This is a genomic window from Leucobacter sp. CX87 (genome assembly GCF_018682295.1).
Classification (GTDB): Bacteria; Actinomycetota; Actinomycetes; order Actinomycetales; family Microbacteriaceae; genus Cx-87.
On the sequence record NZ_JAFIRI010000009.1, the window covers coordinates 25,198 to 43,245 of the forward strand.

Here is an 18,048-nt window from a genome sequence, read left to right on the forward strand (position 1 = left end):
GTTGTAGGAAATCTTCCCAGTGACCGGAAGACCAAGCCGGCCTGGGCGGGACGCAGCACGATTTACGGCGCCACAAGCGCCAGGCAGGCGATGAGGGAGCAATGAAGGTGAATCCTGTTTCCAGGAGTTCGAGCCGTAGAAGGTTCGCAAACGTAACGCTAGGCATAGCGCTTATTTCGATGATCCTTTCCGGCGGGTTGATTGCAGCGGCCCCTGCGCAGGCAGCGGAAGGTGCCCCGGCGATCACCGAGGTGGCTTTTGACAGCAGCACTGTTCAGAATCGCCAGACCACCTGGATTAACGCCAAGTGGGAGATTCCGGCCAAGGCCGTCGCCCCTGCGCGAATCGTGCTGCCCCTTCCCGCAGAGCTTCAGGGAAACACGGATTCGTTCCCGATGATGAATGGCCAAGACCCGATTGGCACCTGCGTCGTGACAAAGACCGAGGTGGTCTGCTCTGTCGACGACACCTTCATTTCCGAGAATTCCTTCAAAGTGAAGGGTGGTATCCGCTTCGAGGTCACCGTCAACGTGGCAGAAGGCACCACCGGCGACAAGAATTTCGAGTTCGGAAACCTGAGCGCGACAGTGAGCATCCAACCCAGTGGAGGTAGTTGCACTGAGAATTGTGGCTTGGCCGAGATCAAGCACAGTAAATGGGGTTACTACAACAAGGAAACCGACACCATTCTCTGGACTGTCCAGGTAGCGGCCCCAGCGACCGGCATTGCAGCCGGGCAGAAAATCCGGATCTGGGATTCACTAGACCTGGCGACGTTCACGCCTATCGGTAAGCCTGTTCTCTACTCTGCAAAGAGCGTGCACCGCGACGCCGGCAACGGCACCATGACGGGCAACTTCGCGCACGACAGTGATTCCGTAGTCACCTACAGCGATGACGGCCTTGAACTCAGCTTCACTTCGCTGCCCGGCCTCGGTTCGGATTATCACGGTACCGAGCAGGAAGAGGTTGGGCTCGACGGACGTTTCTACCAGGTACTTTGGACGGTCAAGGTCAACGATCTCGGCAAGGCAGGGACGTACACGAACGAAGCTGGATACGAAATTGCCGGCGAGCCGACGACCGGAATCATCGGTGAAGCTAAGCGTCAAAGCGGTTCCGCATGGGGAATTGGTACTAACTTCGGCGCATTCGAGCTGACGAAGAAGATCGACCCCAGCAGTACCGACCAAATCGCAGCAATCCCGCAGTTCCAGGTACGCTATTCAGCGATCGATGCTGAGGGAATCGCGACGTCGGACACCTTCGCGGTCCAGGCAGACGGCTCTTTCGAATCCCCCGAGTTCATCGATGGCACAACGGTCACTATCGAGGAGATCCTCCCGAACGCGACAAACGCGATCATCTGGCAAGCACCAGTATTTGACGTTCAACAAGGGCCAGGCGTCTCCTTCGTCGACGGCAAGTTGACACTGAAGTTCACGAAGGAGAATAACAACCTGGGCAAGCAGACCCAGATTGTGCTCACCAATAGCGCAGAGCTGCAGACAGGCAGCTTTGCCGCATCAAAGAGAATTGTGAATTCGGACGGTCTGGTGATTTCGCCGGAGACGACCTTCTCCCTGAACTACAGCTACCCGGCAAACACGGAACTCGGCTTTATTGCAGGTTCGGGTACGCTCGAGCTGCCGAGCAACGGCGACGTCGTCGTCAGCGGCAAGATACCCGTCGGGGCAGAGCTGGCTTTTACCGAGGAAATCAACGACGGCGCCAAGACACTCGGGGGCACCTGGCAGGAAAACAAAACCGTTCTGCCGGAAGCCTTGACCATCACCGGCTCACCGGATCCCATCAGCGTGGAGCTCGTAAACACCATTGAGCGTTCAATGGGAGGCTTCACCGTCGCCAAGAATCTCTCCGGCAGCGGCATTGGGCACATTGGCGCTGGCGAGGAGTTCACGGTGAACTACTCGTACCCGGCTGACGCGACCCTTGGGTTTAAGTCAGGTTCCGGTTCTGTACAGGTACGTTCCGGTGCGCCCGCCACCGTAACTGGAATCCCGTTCGGCGCGAACGTAACGCTGACCGAGGACGCCGTCGATCGCCAGGGGATAGACCACCAGTCTTCGTTTAGTCTGAACAACTTTACAATCGACAGCGACGAACCTGTCGAGGTTCTCCTGACGAACACGTACGAGCTCCAGCACGGGTCGATTGCGGTCCGAAAGCAGCTTGCGGGTACCGGGGCAGGCCTGGTATCCAAGGACGCCAGCTTCACAGTTGACTACTCATATCTCGCCGGAATCGGGTTCGAAGGCGGCGATGGAACCCTCACGGTGCCAGCGGATGGCAATACCATTGCAATTGACGGGCTGCCGTTCGGTGCTGTAGTGACCTTGTCCGAGCGGACTCCCATGCCGGTTCCCGGCGCAAGCTGGGCAGAGCCTGTGTTCACTGCGGGCGGGAAAGACTCCGAGTCGTCAATGACAGTCACAATTGATGGCAAAGGCGCAGTCGAGGTTTCCCTAACAAACACCATCACCGCGGACCCAAGCCCGAAGGCGACCGACCCGAAAGAGACTCCAGCGCCGGGTGCAGCGTTAGGTCTGGCAGCGACTGGTGCTGCGACAACGTCGGCTCTCGTCGGCGGCGGGATCGCAATGCTGCTAGGGGCTCTGGTTCTTGCTGCCGGTCGGATTCGACGTCACGTGTAAGCGGTGACTCGAAGGAGGCGGGCGCTCATCAGTTCGGGGCGCCCGCCTCATCCCTGTGCCGGACAGAGCGAATTGCGCCTAACCCGATTGGCCTCGACCCCTGATTCAAGTCACCATACGGGCGCAGTGTCGCAGCGTGCAATTGTGCGGGAGTCAATCACCCGCAGTTCACGATCCGAGGACGAGGGGCGAGCCGGGCATTGGCGTGAGAAGCGAGAATCTCATGACTTCGTCATCTCACACAAGCCCGGAAGTTCTCCCTTTTCACTAGGCCCGAAGCGTCACCATGGCCAGGTCCAGCTAGCCATCAACACCCTCCACTGGCGCTTCGCCCAGGATCTCGCGAATCTCGTCGTTCGACAGCCGCCGCCACGGCGACCCGTCCGGATTCTCGTCAGCGGCCTGCGGACTGTCCCCCTGGGTCCACCACTTGGCGACGTAGGCGACGCCGTCGAACATCACGCGCTGGCCCTGGGTATAGATCGTGTCCCCCACCCAGACCGGGTAGGTACCCTCCGGCAGCGTCGGCACGGGAATGGGCTTTTCGCCGGGCAGCACCGGCCCGACGAGCTGCCACGGCGTCTCCGTCGCCTGCAGCACCGGGTTGTCCGGGACATCGCCTTGCGTCCAATACTTCGCGACGTACACGAACCCGTGCCAGACGACCTTCGTCCCCGCGGGGTACGCGGCGGTCTTCTTCCAGATCGGGTATGGGCTGGTCGCCGGGTCGTCGACGATGGGCGCGGGCACCGCCGACGGGTCGGAGGTGGTCACGTCGCCGGCCCGAGCGTCGGGCGAACCGTTGAAACCGTCTCCGAGCACGGTTGAGAACTTAAGGTTGCCCTGGTCAACGCCGCTGCACGAGTCGGACACCACCTGCACGTCGGCATAGTTCGAGCCGCAGGTAGCGTCGCGGTTGAGCGACCACATCGACATGCGACCGATGCCGTTCTCTTGCGCGAACGAGTTGAGCTTCTCCGCGTCGTCGAGCGAGAAGACCTCGGCTGGAACGTCGTTCTGTCCGATCATCGGGGTAGCCCCGATCTTGCTCCAGAGCCCAATCGGGCCGAGCTGGATGTCCTGGCGTAGGTAGATCACGCGCAGCTGCTGGTGGAGCGCGTTCAATGCGCTCTTCGTCCCGTCGATCATCGACGTGCCCGCCGGAAGGGAGCCGCCGTAGTCCATCGTCATCGCGTTCACGCCGGCCAGGTCGACGCCCGCCTCCAACATCTGGGTGACCGCGTCCGTGCCCTCTTCGGTCAGGCCGGCCGGGGTAATGGGCAGCGTGAGCCACACAGCGAGCGGCGTATCGGTGCCCGCCCGCGCGCTCTGGATCTCCGCGAGCGCCTGGGCTCGCCGCTCGCCGGCAGCGCGATCGGTGAGGTTTGCTCCCTCGACGTCCACATCGATCGTCCGCAGCGAGTAGCGGTCGATAACCGCCTCGTAGGCGGCGACGAGCTTGTCGGGATCGGTGCAAGCGGTCGCGAGCTCATCGTTGAGCTGCCCCCCGAACGAGACCAGCACGTCCCCGCCCTGCTGCTTCAGGCGAGCCACCCGGCGATCGAGGTCAAGGCTGACTCCCGCCTCTTCGAGCGAGTAGAAGGTGCCCCACGACGGGGCGCACGCGTCTGCCGTGTCGGCGACGATAAACGACAGCACGGCGTTCTTGTTCGCTCCGGCCGTAGGGGCCTCGAACGCGTACGAGGGCGTCGCGGTCACATCGACGTATCCCGCCATCCAGGATTTCGTGGTCACCGAAGACTTGTCCTCAAACCAGTTCCACCCCTGCACGCCGGCAAACACCAGACCAGCAAGCACCAGACCGGCGAGAGTGACCCGCGGAATGGAGAGCTTTTGCCCAGGAAAGCGTTGAGACATGGTTCCCCCTGGAACATGCGCGCTTCTCGACCCTAGAATCGGATGATTCGTATCGATTGTGGAAGCTGTTCATTATCATGAGCAGTGTACCCAACCCGGCGGCGCAGGCCACCGCAATCGTTGGGAATCCCGGGGGAATCACTGATGACAACTACAACCGCGCCCGCGAAGACCAGGCGACGACAATGGGGCGCGGAGCGACGGTCCGAACCGCTGTCCATCATTCATCCCCGACCGAGCCTGCGGAAGATCGCGATGGGTCGTGTCGCGATCCTGCTGACGATTGTGTTTTGGGTCATCTACGTCGTCTCGACAGTGATTCGTCAGCTCCTGAACAATCCGGATGCCGGCTTCCGCTTCACCATCGAGGCGATCGTGTACGTGATCGTGGTCACGTTCCTGACCTTCTCAGCGCTGATGTATCTCATTGCACGCCAGGGCGCGCTCTACCGGTTCAGCGAGCACCGCCGCGTTCCCCGAGGCGAGCTCGATCTGCACTTCAGCGACTATGACGAGGCCGTGACCGTGCTCGTTCCCTCGTATGCGGAAGAGCCCCATGTCGTGCGCGGCACGCTCTGGTCGGCGGCCCTCCAGGAGTTCCCCGACCTTCGCGTCGTGCTCCTCATCGATGACCCGCCCTCCCCCACAGACCCCGATGTGCGCGCAAAACTCGAGCAGACCCGGGGCCTTGCGGCTGAGATCCAGGAGGCACTTGCCGCCCCCGCCGCACAGTTCCGCGAGGCAGCCGACCGCTTCGCAGCGAGCTTCGCCTCCGACCCCACCGTGGCACCCGGAGATGTGCAGGCGTTGGCGGACGAGTATCGCTCCGCCGCCGAGTGGCTCGAGGCGTTCGCCGAATCCGAACCGGTTGACGACCATGTCGATGAGTTCTTCGTCGACCAGGTCATCATGGGGCTCGCCCGCGAGCTGCGACTGACCCTGCTCGCGCTGGACGCCTCGATTGAGCAGGGCAGCGGGCCTGATGCGGCCCGGATCCTCACGCTCATGCGGCGGCTCGAGCGCATCTTCCGCGCAGAGATGAGCACCTTCGAACGCAAGAAGTACGCGTCGCTCTCGAGCGAAGCGAACAAGGCGATGAACCTGAATTCCTACATCTCAGTGATGGGAAAGTCGTGGAACGTCGAGGAGACCGCTGACGGCACGGTGCTGCGCCCGGCGCCGGAGGGTGAAGCAGGCGACGTTTCGTTCCCCGATTCGACCTACCTCCTGACCCTCGACGCGGACTCGATGCTGCTGCGCGACTACTGCCTGCGCCTCGTCTATCTGCTCGAGCAGCCCGAGAACGCGCGGGTCGCCGTCACGCAAACGCCCTACTCGTCATTCCGGGGCGCCCCCACCCGCATCGAACGTGTGGCCGGAGCCACGACTGACCTGCAGCACATGCTCCACCAGGGCATGTCCTACTACAACGCGACCTTCTGGGTCGGGGCGAACGCCGTCATCCGCAAGGAGGCGCTCGAGGACATCGTCGAGGTCGAGGTCGTCGGCGGCTTCGAGATCCGCACGTACATCCAAGACCGCACGGTGATCGAGGACACGGAGTCCAGCGTGGACCTCGGGACCCACGGCTGGTCGCTGGTCAATTATCCGGAACGCCTCAGCTACAGCGCCACCCCGCCCGACTTCGGGTCACTGGTCGTGCAGCGGCGTCGCTGGGCAAACGGCGGCCTGCTGATCCTGCCGAAATTCTGGGATCAGCTGGGAGCGCGCCGCCTCAAGCGCGAGCGCGTCCTTCTCAGCGAGTTCCTGTTGCGCGCCAACTACATGGCGTCAATTTCTTGGGCAAGCTTCGGCCTGGTGCTGCTCTTGGCCTACCCGTTTGACGGTCGACTGCTCAGCCCGTTCGTGCTCGCCGCGGCACTGCCGTACTTCATCGCGATGGGCAGCGACCTCCGCGAGAGCGGCCACCGCTTCAGCGACATCTTCCGCATTTACGGGTTCAACCTCGTGCTACTGCCCGTCAATATCGCCGGCGTCGTAAAGTCGTTCCAGCAGATGATCACCGGTGAGAAGATCCCATTCGCGCGGACACCCAAGGTGAAGGACCGCACTGCGGCCCCCGCCATCTACGTCATCGTGCCGTACGTGATCGTGGCATTCTCGATCTTCACCCTGGTGCGCGATATCCCCGAGCAGAACTGGGGCAACGTCATCTTCGCGTCGTTCAACGCGTTGATGGCCGCCGGCGCGATCCGCGCGTACATCGGCATCAGGAACTCGTTCGTGGACGTCTGGCTCGGCTTCCTCGGTTGGCTGCACGTCCCGCGCAAGGAGAAGCGGAAGGCGCCTGAGGATCTCGTCGATCCGTCTCAGCCGGTCAACTGGGAGGGCATCCTCTACTATGGCGACCGCCGACTGAATCGCGATCTTCGGGGCCAACGAGACCGCCGCCGCAGGATCGGGATCCGCTAGCGCCGAACGGGCCGCACTCGACTACGCCGCCTCGCCCTCCGGCGAGGTCTGGTTCGAGAACGCGGCGTCGAACGACACGGTCGGACGCTTCCAGAGCAGCGAGCGGATCCTGCCCACTGCTTCGGCGGCGCCGTGCAGGCGGTCCATGCCCGCGTCCTCCCACTCGATCGAGATGGGGCCGCCGTAGCCAACCGAGCCGAGCGCGCGGAACGCGTCTTCCCAGTGCATGTCGCCGTGCCCGGTCGAGACGAAGTCCCAGCCGCGCCGCGGGTCGCCCCAGGGCAAGTGAGAGCCGAGGATCCCGCTGCGCCCCGTCGGCGGCCGCAGCCGGGTGTCCTTGCAGTCCACGTGATAAATGCGGTCAGCGAAATCGGTGATGAAGCCAATGGGGTCGACGCCCTGCCAGAGCAGGTGGCTCGGGTCCCAGTTCAGCCCGAACGCGGGCCGGTGATCGATCGCCTCAAGCGTCTTCACCGTCGTCCAGTAGTCGTAGGCGATCTCAGACGGGTGCACCTCGTGGGCAAAGCGCACGCCCTCAGCGTCAAACACGTCCAGGATCGGGTTCCAGCGCGTCGCGAAGTCCTCGTAGCCGGCATCGATCACCGAAGCGGGCACGGGCGGGAACATGGCGACGTACGGCCAGATCTTCGAGCCGGTGAAGCCGACGACCGTGTCGACGCCCAGCTTGCGGGCGACCCGGGCCGCGCGCTGCATGTCCGCGGCCGCCCGCTGGCGCACGCCCTCGGCCTCGCCGTTGCCCCAGACGTAGGGACGCACGATCGCCTCGTGGCGGAAGTCGATCGGGTCGTCGCACACGGCCTGGCCGGCGAGGTGGTTCGAGATGGCCCAGACGCCGAGGCCGTGTCGGTCGAGAATCTCTAGCCGCGAGCGCAGGTAGGCGTCGTCCTCATCAGCGCGCTTGAGGTCGAGATGATCGCCCGAGCAGGCGATCTCGAGCCCGTCGTATCCCCATTCGGCGGCGAGGCGCGCGACCTCCTCGAACGGGAGGTCGGCCCACTGGCCGGTGAACAGCGTGACCGGGTGTGACGAGGTGGGGTCGGTCATGGCTGCGGCTCCAGAGTTGTTTCGCGTTCGGTCGGTTCAGATCGGCGTCGGTGCAGATCGGTAAAGAAGTCGTAGGTGATGCGGGCAAGTTCATCCTGGCTGTCCGCGAGCGGGCGCCAAATCGAGGCCGCGGTGGCGATCGTGTCGTTGTCGCCGGTGAAGCTCTCGAGCGTCAGGGGGCCGGCGTAGCCGACCTCGTCGAGCGCGTCGAGGGTCGCGGCCCAATCGGTGTGGTCGGGCCCGGCGGGCCCGCGATCGTTACCGCAGACCTGGAAGACCTGCAGGTGCGCGCCAGCCGCGCGAATGGCGGCGGTGGGCGAGCGCTCCTCGATGTTGAGATGGTAGCTGTCGAGGGCGAGGCTGACCCCGGCCCCGAGCAGCGGGTCGAGCGCATCGAGCGCCTGATCGACGGTGTTGATGAGGCTGGTCTCGTAGCGGTTCAGCGGCTCAATCGCGAGGCTGACCCCGCGCTCGGCCGCGTAGTCAGCGACCGGACGGAGCGCGCCGCGGAGCGTCGCGATCGTGGCCCCCCGCTCAGCCGCGCTCATTCGCCAGGTGCGACCGGTCGCGGCGGTAAACGGGCCGGCGACCGTGGGTGACCCCACGCGCACCGCGACATCCACGCAGTGCCGAAGGTAGTCCTGCGTCGCCGCCCGATGGGCGTCGTCGATCAGGTCGCGGCCGGGGCCCATCGCTCCGACGACGCGCGCCCCCATGCCGAGTTCGCCGAGGGTCTCGGCCGCCCCTGCCGGGTCCCAGTCGCCGAGCGACTCGACCGGCAGCTCGAGCAGTTCGTACCCGATGCCCTGCGCCTGCCGCGCAATTCGCGCGAGGTCGGCGTCGCGAAGCGGCGACACCCAGACCCAGGTGTTCACTCCCAGTTGTCGCTGCATCGCGACTCCCTCCTGCACAGATGGTGCGAGGGGAACCAGTCGTGCTGGTTCCCCTCGCACCCGATTGCCCGGACGAGAGACCGTCACGAGCGGGTGAAACTAGGGCATGACCCGATCCTGCCAGATGGTCGGGTAGCCCGGCAGGTCCTCGCCGCCGAACTTCGCGTAGTGACCGTCGGGCATGCCGTCGTTCCGCGCGAGGTAGTCGTCGAGTTCCTCAGCCGTGATCGGGCTCTGCGGCAGTACCCACTCGCTCGGCACCTCTTCGCCCTTGAAGATCTTCTCGAGGGCCAGCAGCGGCGTGCGCCACTGGAAGTTCGAGTAGACGGGGGCGAGGCCGGTGAGCCCCGTGTCCTTCCACTTGCGCAGGAAGCTCAGCTCGTCCTCGCCCGTCATGACGGGGTAGGGCTTGCCGGCGTCCTCGAAGGCCTCGATCGCGGCGACGGCGCCGTCGCCAGCGTCCATCCAGATGCCCTGCACGTCGCCCTTGGCGAGCTCGTCCGAGATGATCTTCTTGATCTCGGCCGGGTCTGCGCCGGTGAAGTAGTCGGCCGTCTCGATGCCGGCTTCCGACAGCAGCTTGTCCGCGCCGGCCCAGCGCTGCTCGAGCACGTCAACGCCCGGCAGGATCCGGAGCGCGACCACCTTGTCGCCTTCCTTGAGGTTGTCGATAAGGAACTCAGCCGAGTCGATGCCCCACGCGAAGCCGCCAATCGGGTGAATGAACGTGACCGCGCAATCCGTCTGCACGCCGCGGTCGAAAACGACCACGGGCTTGCCCGTCGCGCACGCCCGCTCGACCGCGGGGGTGAGGGCGGCGGTCGAGTTCGGCGAGATGACGAAGCTGTCGCACTCGCCCTCGGCGATGAAGTAGTCGATGTCCGCAATCTGCGTGTCATCGCTGTCCTTCGCGTCGCGCGTTTCCATCTCCGAGATAGCGCCTGACTCCTGCAGCACCTTCAGCTGCTCGTTCATGGTGATCCAGCCGGTCTGGCGCCACGGGTTTGAGATTGACGCGTTTGCGAAGCAGACCTTCTTCGGCCCCTCCGACGCGAACTCCGCCGTGTCGACCATCTCCGCGTTGATGGTCTGCAGGTACGGCTGCTCCTCCGGGCCCTCGGGCACGACGGAGCGCTCGGCGAACTGCTTGTCGAACAGCTCCTGGTCGAACCACTCCTCCGTCGGCGCAGCCTCCTCAGCCGAACCATCCGGTGCCTCGACCGACGGATCAGTCGTGCACCCCGCCAGCAGGATCAGCGATGCGGCGCAGACGAGACTCGCCGCGGTGCTTAGCGATCGTTTCATGATCGTTCACTCCCTTTACTTGTGTTGCTCCCGCGCAGCGTCGCTGCCCGCGGAATCGGATGACGGGGTGCTCCCCGCCGCTGCCCGCCCGGCGTCGCCGGACGGATCGTTTTTCGGTTGCGACGTGCCGGGATCGGCACGCCGACGCTTACGCGAACCGAACGCCACACCCGAGTAGGCGACGGCCGCGATGATGATGGCGCCTTGGATGGCGTCGCGCAGAGTCGACGGCACCGAGGCGAAGTTCAGCAGGGTGAAGAGGGACTCGAGCGCGAAGGCCCCGGCGAGCGCACCCCACACGCTTCCTCGCCCGCCGCCCAGCACGACCCCGCCGAGCACGACCGCGGTGATCGCGATGAACTCGTAGCCCTTGCCGACCGAGGGATGCACACCGGCATAGCCGACGAGCAGCACGCCCGCAATGGTCGCCGAGAGTGACGAGATGACGAACGCGAGCGTCTTGGTGCGCCACACGGACGCTCCGGCGAAGGCGCCGGCCGCGGGGTTGTCACCAATCGCGACGAGCACCCGACCGTAGGGCCGCTTCGAAAGCCACACGGCGATCGCCACGACGACGACCAGGACGACGACCGCCCAGGGAAGCAGGCCAATGACCGGCAGATCGGTGATGCCGCCGCGGCCGATCTGACGGAACGAGTCGGCCGGGTTGCCGGTGGCCGCGCCACCTGTCCACCACATCACGCCGCCGTAGAGCGCGAGCATCATGCCGAGCGTGACGATGAACGAGGGCACTTTCAGCAGCGTCGTGACGAGCCCGTTGACGACCCCGACCGCGATGCCCAGCACCGTCAGGAAGATCATGACGGGGAGGATCTTGCTCTCGTCCTGCCCAATCAACGTGCCTGCGAGCACTACCTGAGTGGTCACGAGCGAGCCCATCGACAGGTCGAACTCGCCGCTTACGATGACGAAGTACTGCCCGATCGCCACGATCGCGATCGGCGCGACGCGCTGGATGTAGCGCATCAGCTGCCCCGGCTCCGCGAACGAGGGGTTCAGCGCCGTAATCGCGATCAGGATCACGACGAGCAAGAGGTACACCGCGCCGCGGGGGCTCACCATGGCCCGCACGAGCGCCCCGGCGCGCTCGCCGAATCCGGCGCCGCGATCCTGCACAGCCAGCGGGGTGCTCATGACGCCGTCCCTTCAGCAGCAGCGGGTACCGGGGAGCCGCCCTGCACATCCGCCCCCGCGCTCGTAAATCGTTCGCGCCGGGCCACCAGTCGGCGGCGCGAGTAGATCGCCACGGCAATCACGATGACGGCCCCGCGCACGACGTCCTTGAGGAAGGGGTTCACCTGCAGCACGCTCATCAGGTTGTCGAGCACCGCGAAGATGGCGACGCCGCCGATCGTGCCCCAGATCGAACCGCGCCCGCCGGCGAGCAGCGTGCCGCCCAGCACGACCGCGGCGATCGAGAGCAGGTCGTACCCGCCCTGGGTTCCCACCGTCGGGCTGCCGACACCGAGCCGACTCGCGAGCAGCAGCCCGGCGATGCCGGCGAACACCGAGCAGAGCATGTGCGCCCAGATCAGCGGGGGCTGTGTGCGCACGCCCGAGAGCCGCGCGACCTCGGGCCCGCCGCCCACCGCGAACAGGTGGTGTCCGAACTTGCTGCGGGCGAGCAGGAAGGCCACCGCGGCGGCGAGCGCGAGCATGACGATGGTCGAGACGGGCACGGGCCCGATCCCGGTCGCCCCGAACAGCTGAAACTCCCGCGGCACGGATCCTGCCGTGCCCTTGTACTGGGTATCGAGGTACCCCTTGAGCAGCAGCCCGACCCCGAGCGTCGCGATGAAGCCGTGCACCTTGAGCACGGTGACGATGAGGCCGTTGGCGAGACCGATGAGGGCGGCGACGCCGAGCGCGAGCAGTACCGCCGGCACGATCATGCTTGCCTGGCCGTTCATGGTTTGGGCCGCGAGCAGGCTCGTGAGGCTCACGACGTAGGGCACCGATAGGTCGAGGGAACCGCCCAGGATGACGAGCGTCTGGCCGATCGCGACGAGGCCGAGCACGCTCATGCCGGTCAGGATGTCGCGGATGCTGCCGGGGCTGAAGAGGTTGCGCCCGGCGGTCGCCACGAGGATGGCGCTCAGCACGAGCACGGCAATCAGCGCGAGGTAGACAATCACGGTCGTGTCGAGGCCGCGGAGGCGGCGCGTGAGGGCGCTCATCGCTCGTCACCTTCCTGTTCGATCGCGGTGCGGGTTGGCGGGCCGGCCGTGACCCCCGTGGCGCATGCAAGCACGGCCTCCTCGGTCGAGCCGGCGGGCAGCTCGCCCGCGATCCGGCCGTCGCGCATGACCACGATGCGGTCGGCCATGCCAATCACCTCGGGCAGCTCGCTCGAGATCAGCAGGATCGCGACCCCGCGCTTCGCGAGCTCGCGGATCAGTTGGTACACGGCGACCTTCGCGCCGACGTCAATGCCCCGGGTCGGCTCGTCGAGCAGGACGACGCGGGGTTCGGTCGCGAGCCACTTCGCGAGCACGACCTTTTGTTGGTTGCCGCCCGAGAGCGCCTGGACCTCTTGGCCGACGCCCTGGCTGATGACCTCGAGCGAGGTGAACATGCCCGGCATCGCGGCGCGCGTCTGGCGGGTGCGCCCGGGGAAGACGCTACGGATGGCGAGCAGGGCGTTGTCGAGGATCGACTGGTTCAGGGCGAGGCCCGTGCGCTTGCGGTCCTCCGTGACGAGCGCGATCCCGCGGCGTACCGCCTGACGCGCCGCGCGGATCCGGGTGGGCTCGCCGTCGATGCGGAGCTCACCGCGCGTGAACGGGGCGGTGCCGAAGATCGCCTCGGCCAGCTCGGTCCGCCCCGAGCCCTGCAGCCCGGAGACTCCGACGACCTCGCCGGCGCGCAGCTCGATGTCAATGCCTTCAAGTTGGGCGTTCCCGCCGCCACGAACCGCAACGAGGGCTGCCCCCAGCGTGGTGCCGTCCGCGGGCGGCGGGAAGAACGCGCTGATCGGTCGGCCCACCATGCGGCGCACGAGAGTGGCCTGGTCGAGGTCGGCAGCCGGGTCAGTCGAGACGAGCGCACCGTCTTTCAGTACCGTGATCGTGTCGCACAGGTCGAAGATCTCCTTGAGGCGGTGCGACACGTAGAGCAGCGCCACGCCGCGCTCGCGCAGGCGGGCGATCACGCGATACAGGATCCCGACCTCGTGGTCGGCGAGCGCCGCCGTGGGCTCGTCCATCGCGATGACGCGGGCGTTCACCGAGAGCGCCTTCACGATCTCGACGATCTGCTGCTCGGCGACGGTCAGGCCGCCGACCTGGGCGTCGGGCGAGATGCCCTCGACACCGAGATCCCGCAAGAGCTGCATGGTGTCGCGGCGCATGGCCTCGACGTCCACGAGGCCACGGCGCATAGGCTCGCGGCCGAGATACACGTTCTGCGCGACCGTGCGCTCGGGCAGCAGGTTGAACTCCTGGAACACGCAGGCGATGCCGGCGCGGGCCGCCTCTGCGGGGTGCCCGAAGTCGATGCTCTGGCCGTCGAATCGAACGTCGCCGCTGTCGCGCCGGTGCACGCCGGCGATGACCTTCATGAGCGTCGATTTGCCGGCGCCGTTCTCGCCGACGAGCCCGTGAACGGTCCCGGGGACGAGTTCGAGCCCCACCCCGTGCAGCACCTCGACGCCGAAGAACTGCTTGCGCACATCGGTGACGGTCAGAATGGGGGCGTTCACGCTGCACTCACCTCGACCCAGGCCTGGGTGCGGGCAGACTCGAGCACCGCGTCGGTGATCACCGCGGCGCGCAGGCCGTCTGCGAAGGTGGGCAGGCCCTCCCGCGTCTCGCCCGCGGCGACCGCGTAGGCGTCGGCGACGAAGGAGTTGAAGGCGTCTTGGTACCCCTGCGGGTGGCCGGCGGGGAGCGTGCTGAGGCGTGCCGCCTCGCCCGTCTGCACGTCCGGGTCGCGGCGCAGCAGCAGGGAGTGCTCACGCTTGCCCACCCAGAGCCGCTCGGGGTCTTCCTGCTCAAAACGCAGGCTCTCCGCCGACCCAGCGATCTCGAGGACCAAGCCGTTCTTGCGCCCGGGCGCGACCTGCGAGACGAGCATCGAGCCGATTGATCCGGAGGACAGCTCGACCGTCAGCGCGACCGCGTCCTCAGTCTCGACCGCGCGGCCACCGCGCTCGGCGTGGACCGTGCGGGTCGCGGCGACGAGGCGCGCAATGCGGTCCCCCGTCACGAACTCGATCAGGTCGACCAGGTGTGATCCGATGTCTGCGAAGGCCCGCGAGGGGCCACCCGCCGAGGTTGCGACGCGCCAGTTGTCATCGCCCGGGGCGAGCAGCCAGTCCTGCAGGTACTGCCCGGACACAGTGAGCAGGGCGCCGGACTCGCCACTCGCCAGCCGCGCGCGCATCTCTTGCACCATCGGGTGGTAGCGATAGACGAAGGGCACGGCACCCGGGCGCCCGAGGCTGGTGGCTTCGTCGGCCAGCGCCCGCGCGTCGGCGGCGTTCGTGGCGAGCGGCTTCTCGCAGATGACGTGGGACCCGGCGCGGAGCGCCGCCCGGGCGTAGTCGACGTGGCTACCGTTCGGCGTGCAGACGTGCACGACGGGCAGGGCCTCGGCGATGAGCTCTTCGGCGGTGGCGGCTCGGGCGTACCCCAGATCAGCAGCGGTGCGCTCGGCGCTCTCGAGGCGGGAGGTCGCGAGCACCTCAAGCCTCGCCCCCGCGACCCGGGCTGCGTGACTGTGCGTGCGCGCCATGAAGCCGCCGCCGAGCATTCCGATGCGCGGGGCGGGGTGAGGCAGCATTGACTCGAACACCATGCGACCATCATGAATGAACACGCGCATCTTTTGGCAAGTTCTTTTCATAAGTAATCGAACTGTTACCAACTTATGCACTGTGGTTTACTCGAAGCGTGACGTCTCCTCCCTCATCAAGCGAGCAGAACCTCTCCACCGCGGGAGGTCTCTTCCAGCTGCTCCGCGATGGGCAGCCGCGCACCCGGGCCGAGCTCGCCGCGATCACCGGCCTCTCACGCCCCACCGTTTCGCAGCGCATCGATCAACTCCTCGAGCTCGGGCTCATCGCGCCGGTCGAAGACGCAGTGTCCACCGGCGGGCGGCCCTCCTCGCAGGTCGCGTTCCAGCCGCGCGCCCGGATTATCGTGGCGGTCGACTTCGGCGCGATCCACGGGCGCATCGCCCTCACCGACCTCGAAGGCAATCTTCTGGCCGACATTTCGGCGCCGCGCGACATCGCGGACGGGCCAGCTCCGGCGATCGAGTGGATCATCTCGAGCACTCGGGCCCTGCTGGGCCAGACCTCGTTCAGCGCCTCCCAAATTGCGGGCATCGGCATCGGCGTGCCCGGCCCGGTCGAGTTTTCGACGGGGCGCCCCATCAACCCGCCCATCATGCCGGGCTGGGACCGCTTCGACATCCCCGGCGCCCTCGGCGCCGAGTTCGGCGTACCCGTGCTCGTCGACAACGACGTGAACATCATGGCGCTCGGCGAGCAGACGTCGTCGTGGCCGGACGTCACCGACCTCATCTTCGTGAAGGTCGCGAGCGGCATCGGCGCCGGCATCATCTCCGGCGGCACCCTGCGCCGGGGCGCGCAGGGTGCGGCGGGCGACATCGGCCACGTTGCCCTCACCCGTGCGAGCGGCACCCCTTGTGCCTGCGGCAACCGTGGCTGCCTTGAGGCCGTCGCCTCGGGCCGCGCGCTCGCGCACGCGCTGAGCACCCCGGACGCGCTGCTCGAACGGCCGATCGAGGTCGTCGCGCTCGCCAAGGCCGGCGACGTGCGCGCCATCCAGGCGATCCGGCAGGCAGGCCGCGACCTCGGCGAGGTGCTCACCGTGTGCGTCAGCCTGATGAACCCGTCGACGATCGTGATCGGCGGCACCATGGCGCAGGCGGCGGAGCACCTGCTGGCAGGCGTGCGCGAGGTCGTCTACGCGCGCTCAATCCCGCTCTCGACCGAGCACCTGACCATCGCGCCGTCGCGTGCGGCGGGCGACTCGGCCATTCTCGGCGCTGCACGACTCGCGATCGACGCCGCGCTCTCCCCGGCGCGTATTTCGGCCGAGCTTGGGGCGTAGGCGCGGCGGCGCCCTGCGCCGGCCCGCGCCGGCGGCCTGCGCCGGCGGCCTGCGCCGGCGGCCCGGCCCCGTCAAACATTACGGAAACGACAAGCATTCAGGACGAATTCGCCCGAAATGGTCCGACATGATTCTCATTTCCGGAGTGATTTACCTGCACTCCCCTGGCCCTACCCGCTGAGGCGCCCACTCCGCAGCAGAACTCCGCGACTTGTGGTCGGGTGGGCGCAGCGGGCGGCTGTTTCGCAGACCCTGTCCATGCTGGCGATACTCGGAGAACCAGGGAGACCAGCACGCTCGGAAGCCTCAGCGGGTGGCACGTCGTCGCCATCGTGCTCGTCGCAACGAACGGCCGCCGTTCCACCCAGCCAAAAGTCTCAGCGGGTACCACGCGGAGCGGGCATGTCCCCCTGCTGGTGCGGGCGAACCCGAGGTGCTACCGGACACGCACCATCTCGAGGTACTCGGCGATGCGCCCGATCGCCTCGGTCAGCACCCCGGTCGTCGGCAGGGTCACGAAGCGCAGGTGATCCGGGGTCGCCAGGTTGAACCCGCGCCCGTTCGTGACGAGCACGCGCGTCGCCCGCAGCAGGTCGATCACGAACGCTTGGTCGTCGGCGATCAGGTATTGCTCGGGGTCGAGCTTGGGGAAGAGGTACATCGCGCCACCCGGTAGCTCGCAGCTCACCCCAGGGATCTGGGTGAGCAGGCGGTGGGCGACGTCGCGCTGCTCGCGCAGCCGGCCGCCCGGCCCGCACAGCTCTGAGATGCCCGACCAGTTGTGCTCGGCAGCGAGGGCGACCGGGATCGCATACTGGGCCGGCACGTTGGCACACATGCGCATGTTGGCGAGCAGCGTCAAGCCCTCGAGGAAGTCCTTCGCCATCGCGCGGTTGCCCGAGGTCACCACCCAGCCCGAGCGGAACCCCGCGACCCGCTGCGCCTTCGAGAGCCCGCTGAAGGTGAGGCAGAGCGTCTCGGACACGTGCAGCGCCGCATGCTCATGGACGGCCCCGTCGTACAAGATGCGCTCATAGATCTCGTCCGACATCAGCACCAGCCCGTGCCGCTCGGCGAGGGCCGCGAACCCCTTGACCAGTTCGGCCGAGTAGACCGCCCCGGTCGGGTTGTTGGGGTTGATGAGCACGATGCCCTTGGTGCGCGGGGTGACGAGCGCCTCGATCGCCTCGAGATCGGGCATCCACCCGTTCGCCTCGACGCAGGGATAGTGCACGGGCCGGCCGCCGGAGAGCGTGACCTGGGCGGTCCACAGCGGGTAGTCGGGCGACGGCACGAGGATCTCGTCGTCGACGTCGACGAGCGCCTGCAGCACGAGCGAGATCAGCTCGCTCACGCCGTTCCCGACGAGCACGTGTTCGGGACCGACATCCTTCACGCCCAGTTGGTTGTAGTAGTTTGCGACGGCCTCGCGGGCCGGCAGGATCCCCCGGGAGTCGCTGTACCCCTGCGCGAACGGGAGCGCGCGCGTGATCTCCGCGAGGATCTCGGGCGGGGCCTCGAACCCGAAGGGCGCCGGGTTGCCGATGTTGAGCTTGAGGATCTGATGGCCCTCACGCTCGAGCCGCTCGGCCTCTTCAAGAATGGGGCCGCGCACGTCGTATCGGACGCCGCTCAGCTTCCTTGCCTGGGTGATGGATCGCACAGGGTGATTTTGTCACGCGTTGGCGCCGCCGGGAG

Annotated in this window: 12 protein-coding genes; 3 read left to right on the forward strand and 9 right to left on the reverse strand. The window is 66.6% G+C overall.

Features of this window, described 5'->3' with window-relative positions:
* Positions 1-179: 179 nt before the first annotated feature.
* Entirely contained in the window at positions 180-2,675 is a 2,496-nt protein-coding gene (locus KOE53_RS13090) for a DUF5979 domain-containing protein (protein WP_188058792.1), read from the forward strand.
* A gap of 300 nt (positions 2,676-2,975) precedes the next feature.
* On the opposite strand, the gene KOE53_RS13095 is transcribed toward KOE53_RS13090, so the two are convergent.
* Positions 2,976-4,553 carry a carbohydrate-binding protein gene (locus tag KOE53_RS13095; protein ID WP_188058793.1) on the reverse strand — a complete coding sequence of 526 codons (1,578 nt, stop codon included), beginning with the start codon at positions 4,551-4,553 and terminating at the stop codon, positions 2,976-2,978.
* Positions 4,554-4,697: 144 nt separating this feature from the next.
* Here KOE53_RS13095 and KOE53_RS13100 point away from each other — a divergent pair, with 144 nt between their 5' ends.
* Positions 4,698-6,986, forward strand: a complete 2,289-nt coding sequence (locus tag KOE53_RS13100) for a glycosyltransferase family 2 protein (protein WP_188058794.1) — start codon at positions 4,698-4,700, stop codon at positions 6,984-6,986.
* 21 nt (positions 6,987-7,007) lie between these two features.
* Here the strand turns inward: KOE53_RS13100 and KOE53_RS13105 are convergent, their stop codons facing one another.
* The 7 genes from KOE53_RS13105 to KOE53_RS13135 form a co-directional block, all read right to left on the reverse strand.
* Positions 7,008-8,051 carry a sugar phosphate isomerase/epimerase family protein gene (locus KOE53_RS13105; RefSeq protein WP_188058795.1) on the reverse strand — a complete coding sequence of 348 codons (1,044 nt, stop codon included), beginning with the start codon at positions 8,049-8,051 and terminating at the stop codon, positions 7,008-7,010.
* Positions 8,048-8,944: a sugar phosphate isomerase/epimerase family protein gene (locus tag KOE53_RS13110; RefSeq protein ID WP_188058796.1), complete on the reverse strand. Its 897-nt coding sequence runs from the start codon at positions 8,942-8,944 to the stop codon at positions 8,048-8,050. Before KOE53_RS13110 ends, KOE53_RS13105 begins: the two co-directional genes overlap by 4 nt.
* 99 nt (positions 8,945-9,043) lie before the next feature.
* Positions 9,044-10,249: a substrate-binding domain-containing protein gene (locus KOE53_RS13115; protein WP_188046028.1), complete on the reverse strand. Its 1,206-nt coding sequence runs from the start codon at positions 10,247-10,249 to the stop codon at positions 9,044-9,046.
* A gap of 15 nt (positions 10,250-10,264) precedes the next feature.
* A complete protein-coding gene (locus tag KOE53_RS13120; RefSeq protein ID WP_251364363.1) occupies positions 10,265-11,332 on the reverse strand; it encodes an ABC transporter permease in 1,068 nt (355 codons plus the stop codon).
* Between the two features lie 68 nt (positions 11,333-11,400).
* Positions 11,401-12,447, reverse strand: a complete 1,047-nt coding sequence (locus tag KOE53_RS13125) for an ABC transporter permease (RefSeq protein ID WP_188058798.1) — start codon at positions 12,445-12,447, stop codon at positions 11,401-11,403.
* Positions 12,444-13,970 carry a sugar ABC transporter ATP-binding protein gene (locus KOE53_RS13130; protein WP_188058799.1) on the reverse strand — a complete coding sequence of 509 codons (1,527 nt, stop codon included), beginning with the start codon at positions 13,968-13,970 and terminating at the stop codon, positions 12,444-12,446. The genes KOE53_RS13125 and KOE53_RS13130 overlap by 4 nt, the downstream gene beginning before the upstream one ends.
* Positions 13,967-15,067: a Gfo/Idh/MocA family protein gene (locus KOE53_RS13135; protein ID WP_251364359.1), complete on the reverse strand. Its 1,101-nt coding sequence runs from the start codon at positions 15,065-15,067 to the stop codon at positions 13,967-13,969. The genes KOE53_RS13130 and KOE53_RS13135 overlap by 4 nt, the downstream gene beginning before the upstream one ends.
* A 95-nt stretch (positions 15,068-15,162) precedes the next feature.
* Here KOE53_RS13135 and KOE53_RS13140 point away from each other — a divergent pair, with 95 nt between their 5' ends.
* Positions 15,163-16,350 carry an ROK family transcriptional regulator gene (locus tag KOE53_RS13140; protein ID WP_188058800.1) on the forward strand — a complete coding sequence of 396 codons (1,188 nt, stop codon included), beginning with the start codon at positions 15,163-15,165 and terminating at the stop codon, positions 16,348-16,350.
* Between the two features lie 436 nt (positions 16,351-16,786).
* Here KOE53_RS13140 and KOE53_RS13145 read toward each other — a convergent pair whose 3' ends face one another.
* Positions 16,787-18,013 (reverse strand): pyridoxal phosphate-dependent aminotransferase, encoded by a 1,227-nt coding sequence (locus KOE53_RS13145; RefSeq protein ID WP_188058801.1) that lies wholly within the window; start codon positions 18,011-18,013, stop codon positions 16,787-16,789.
* Between the last annotated feature and the right edge of the window lie 35 nt (positions 18,014-18,048).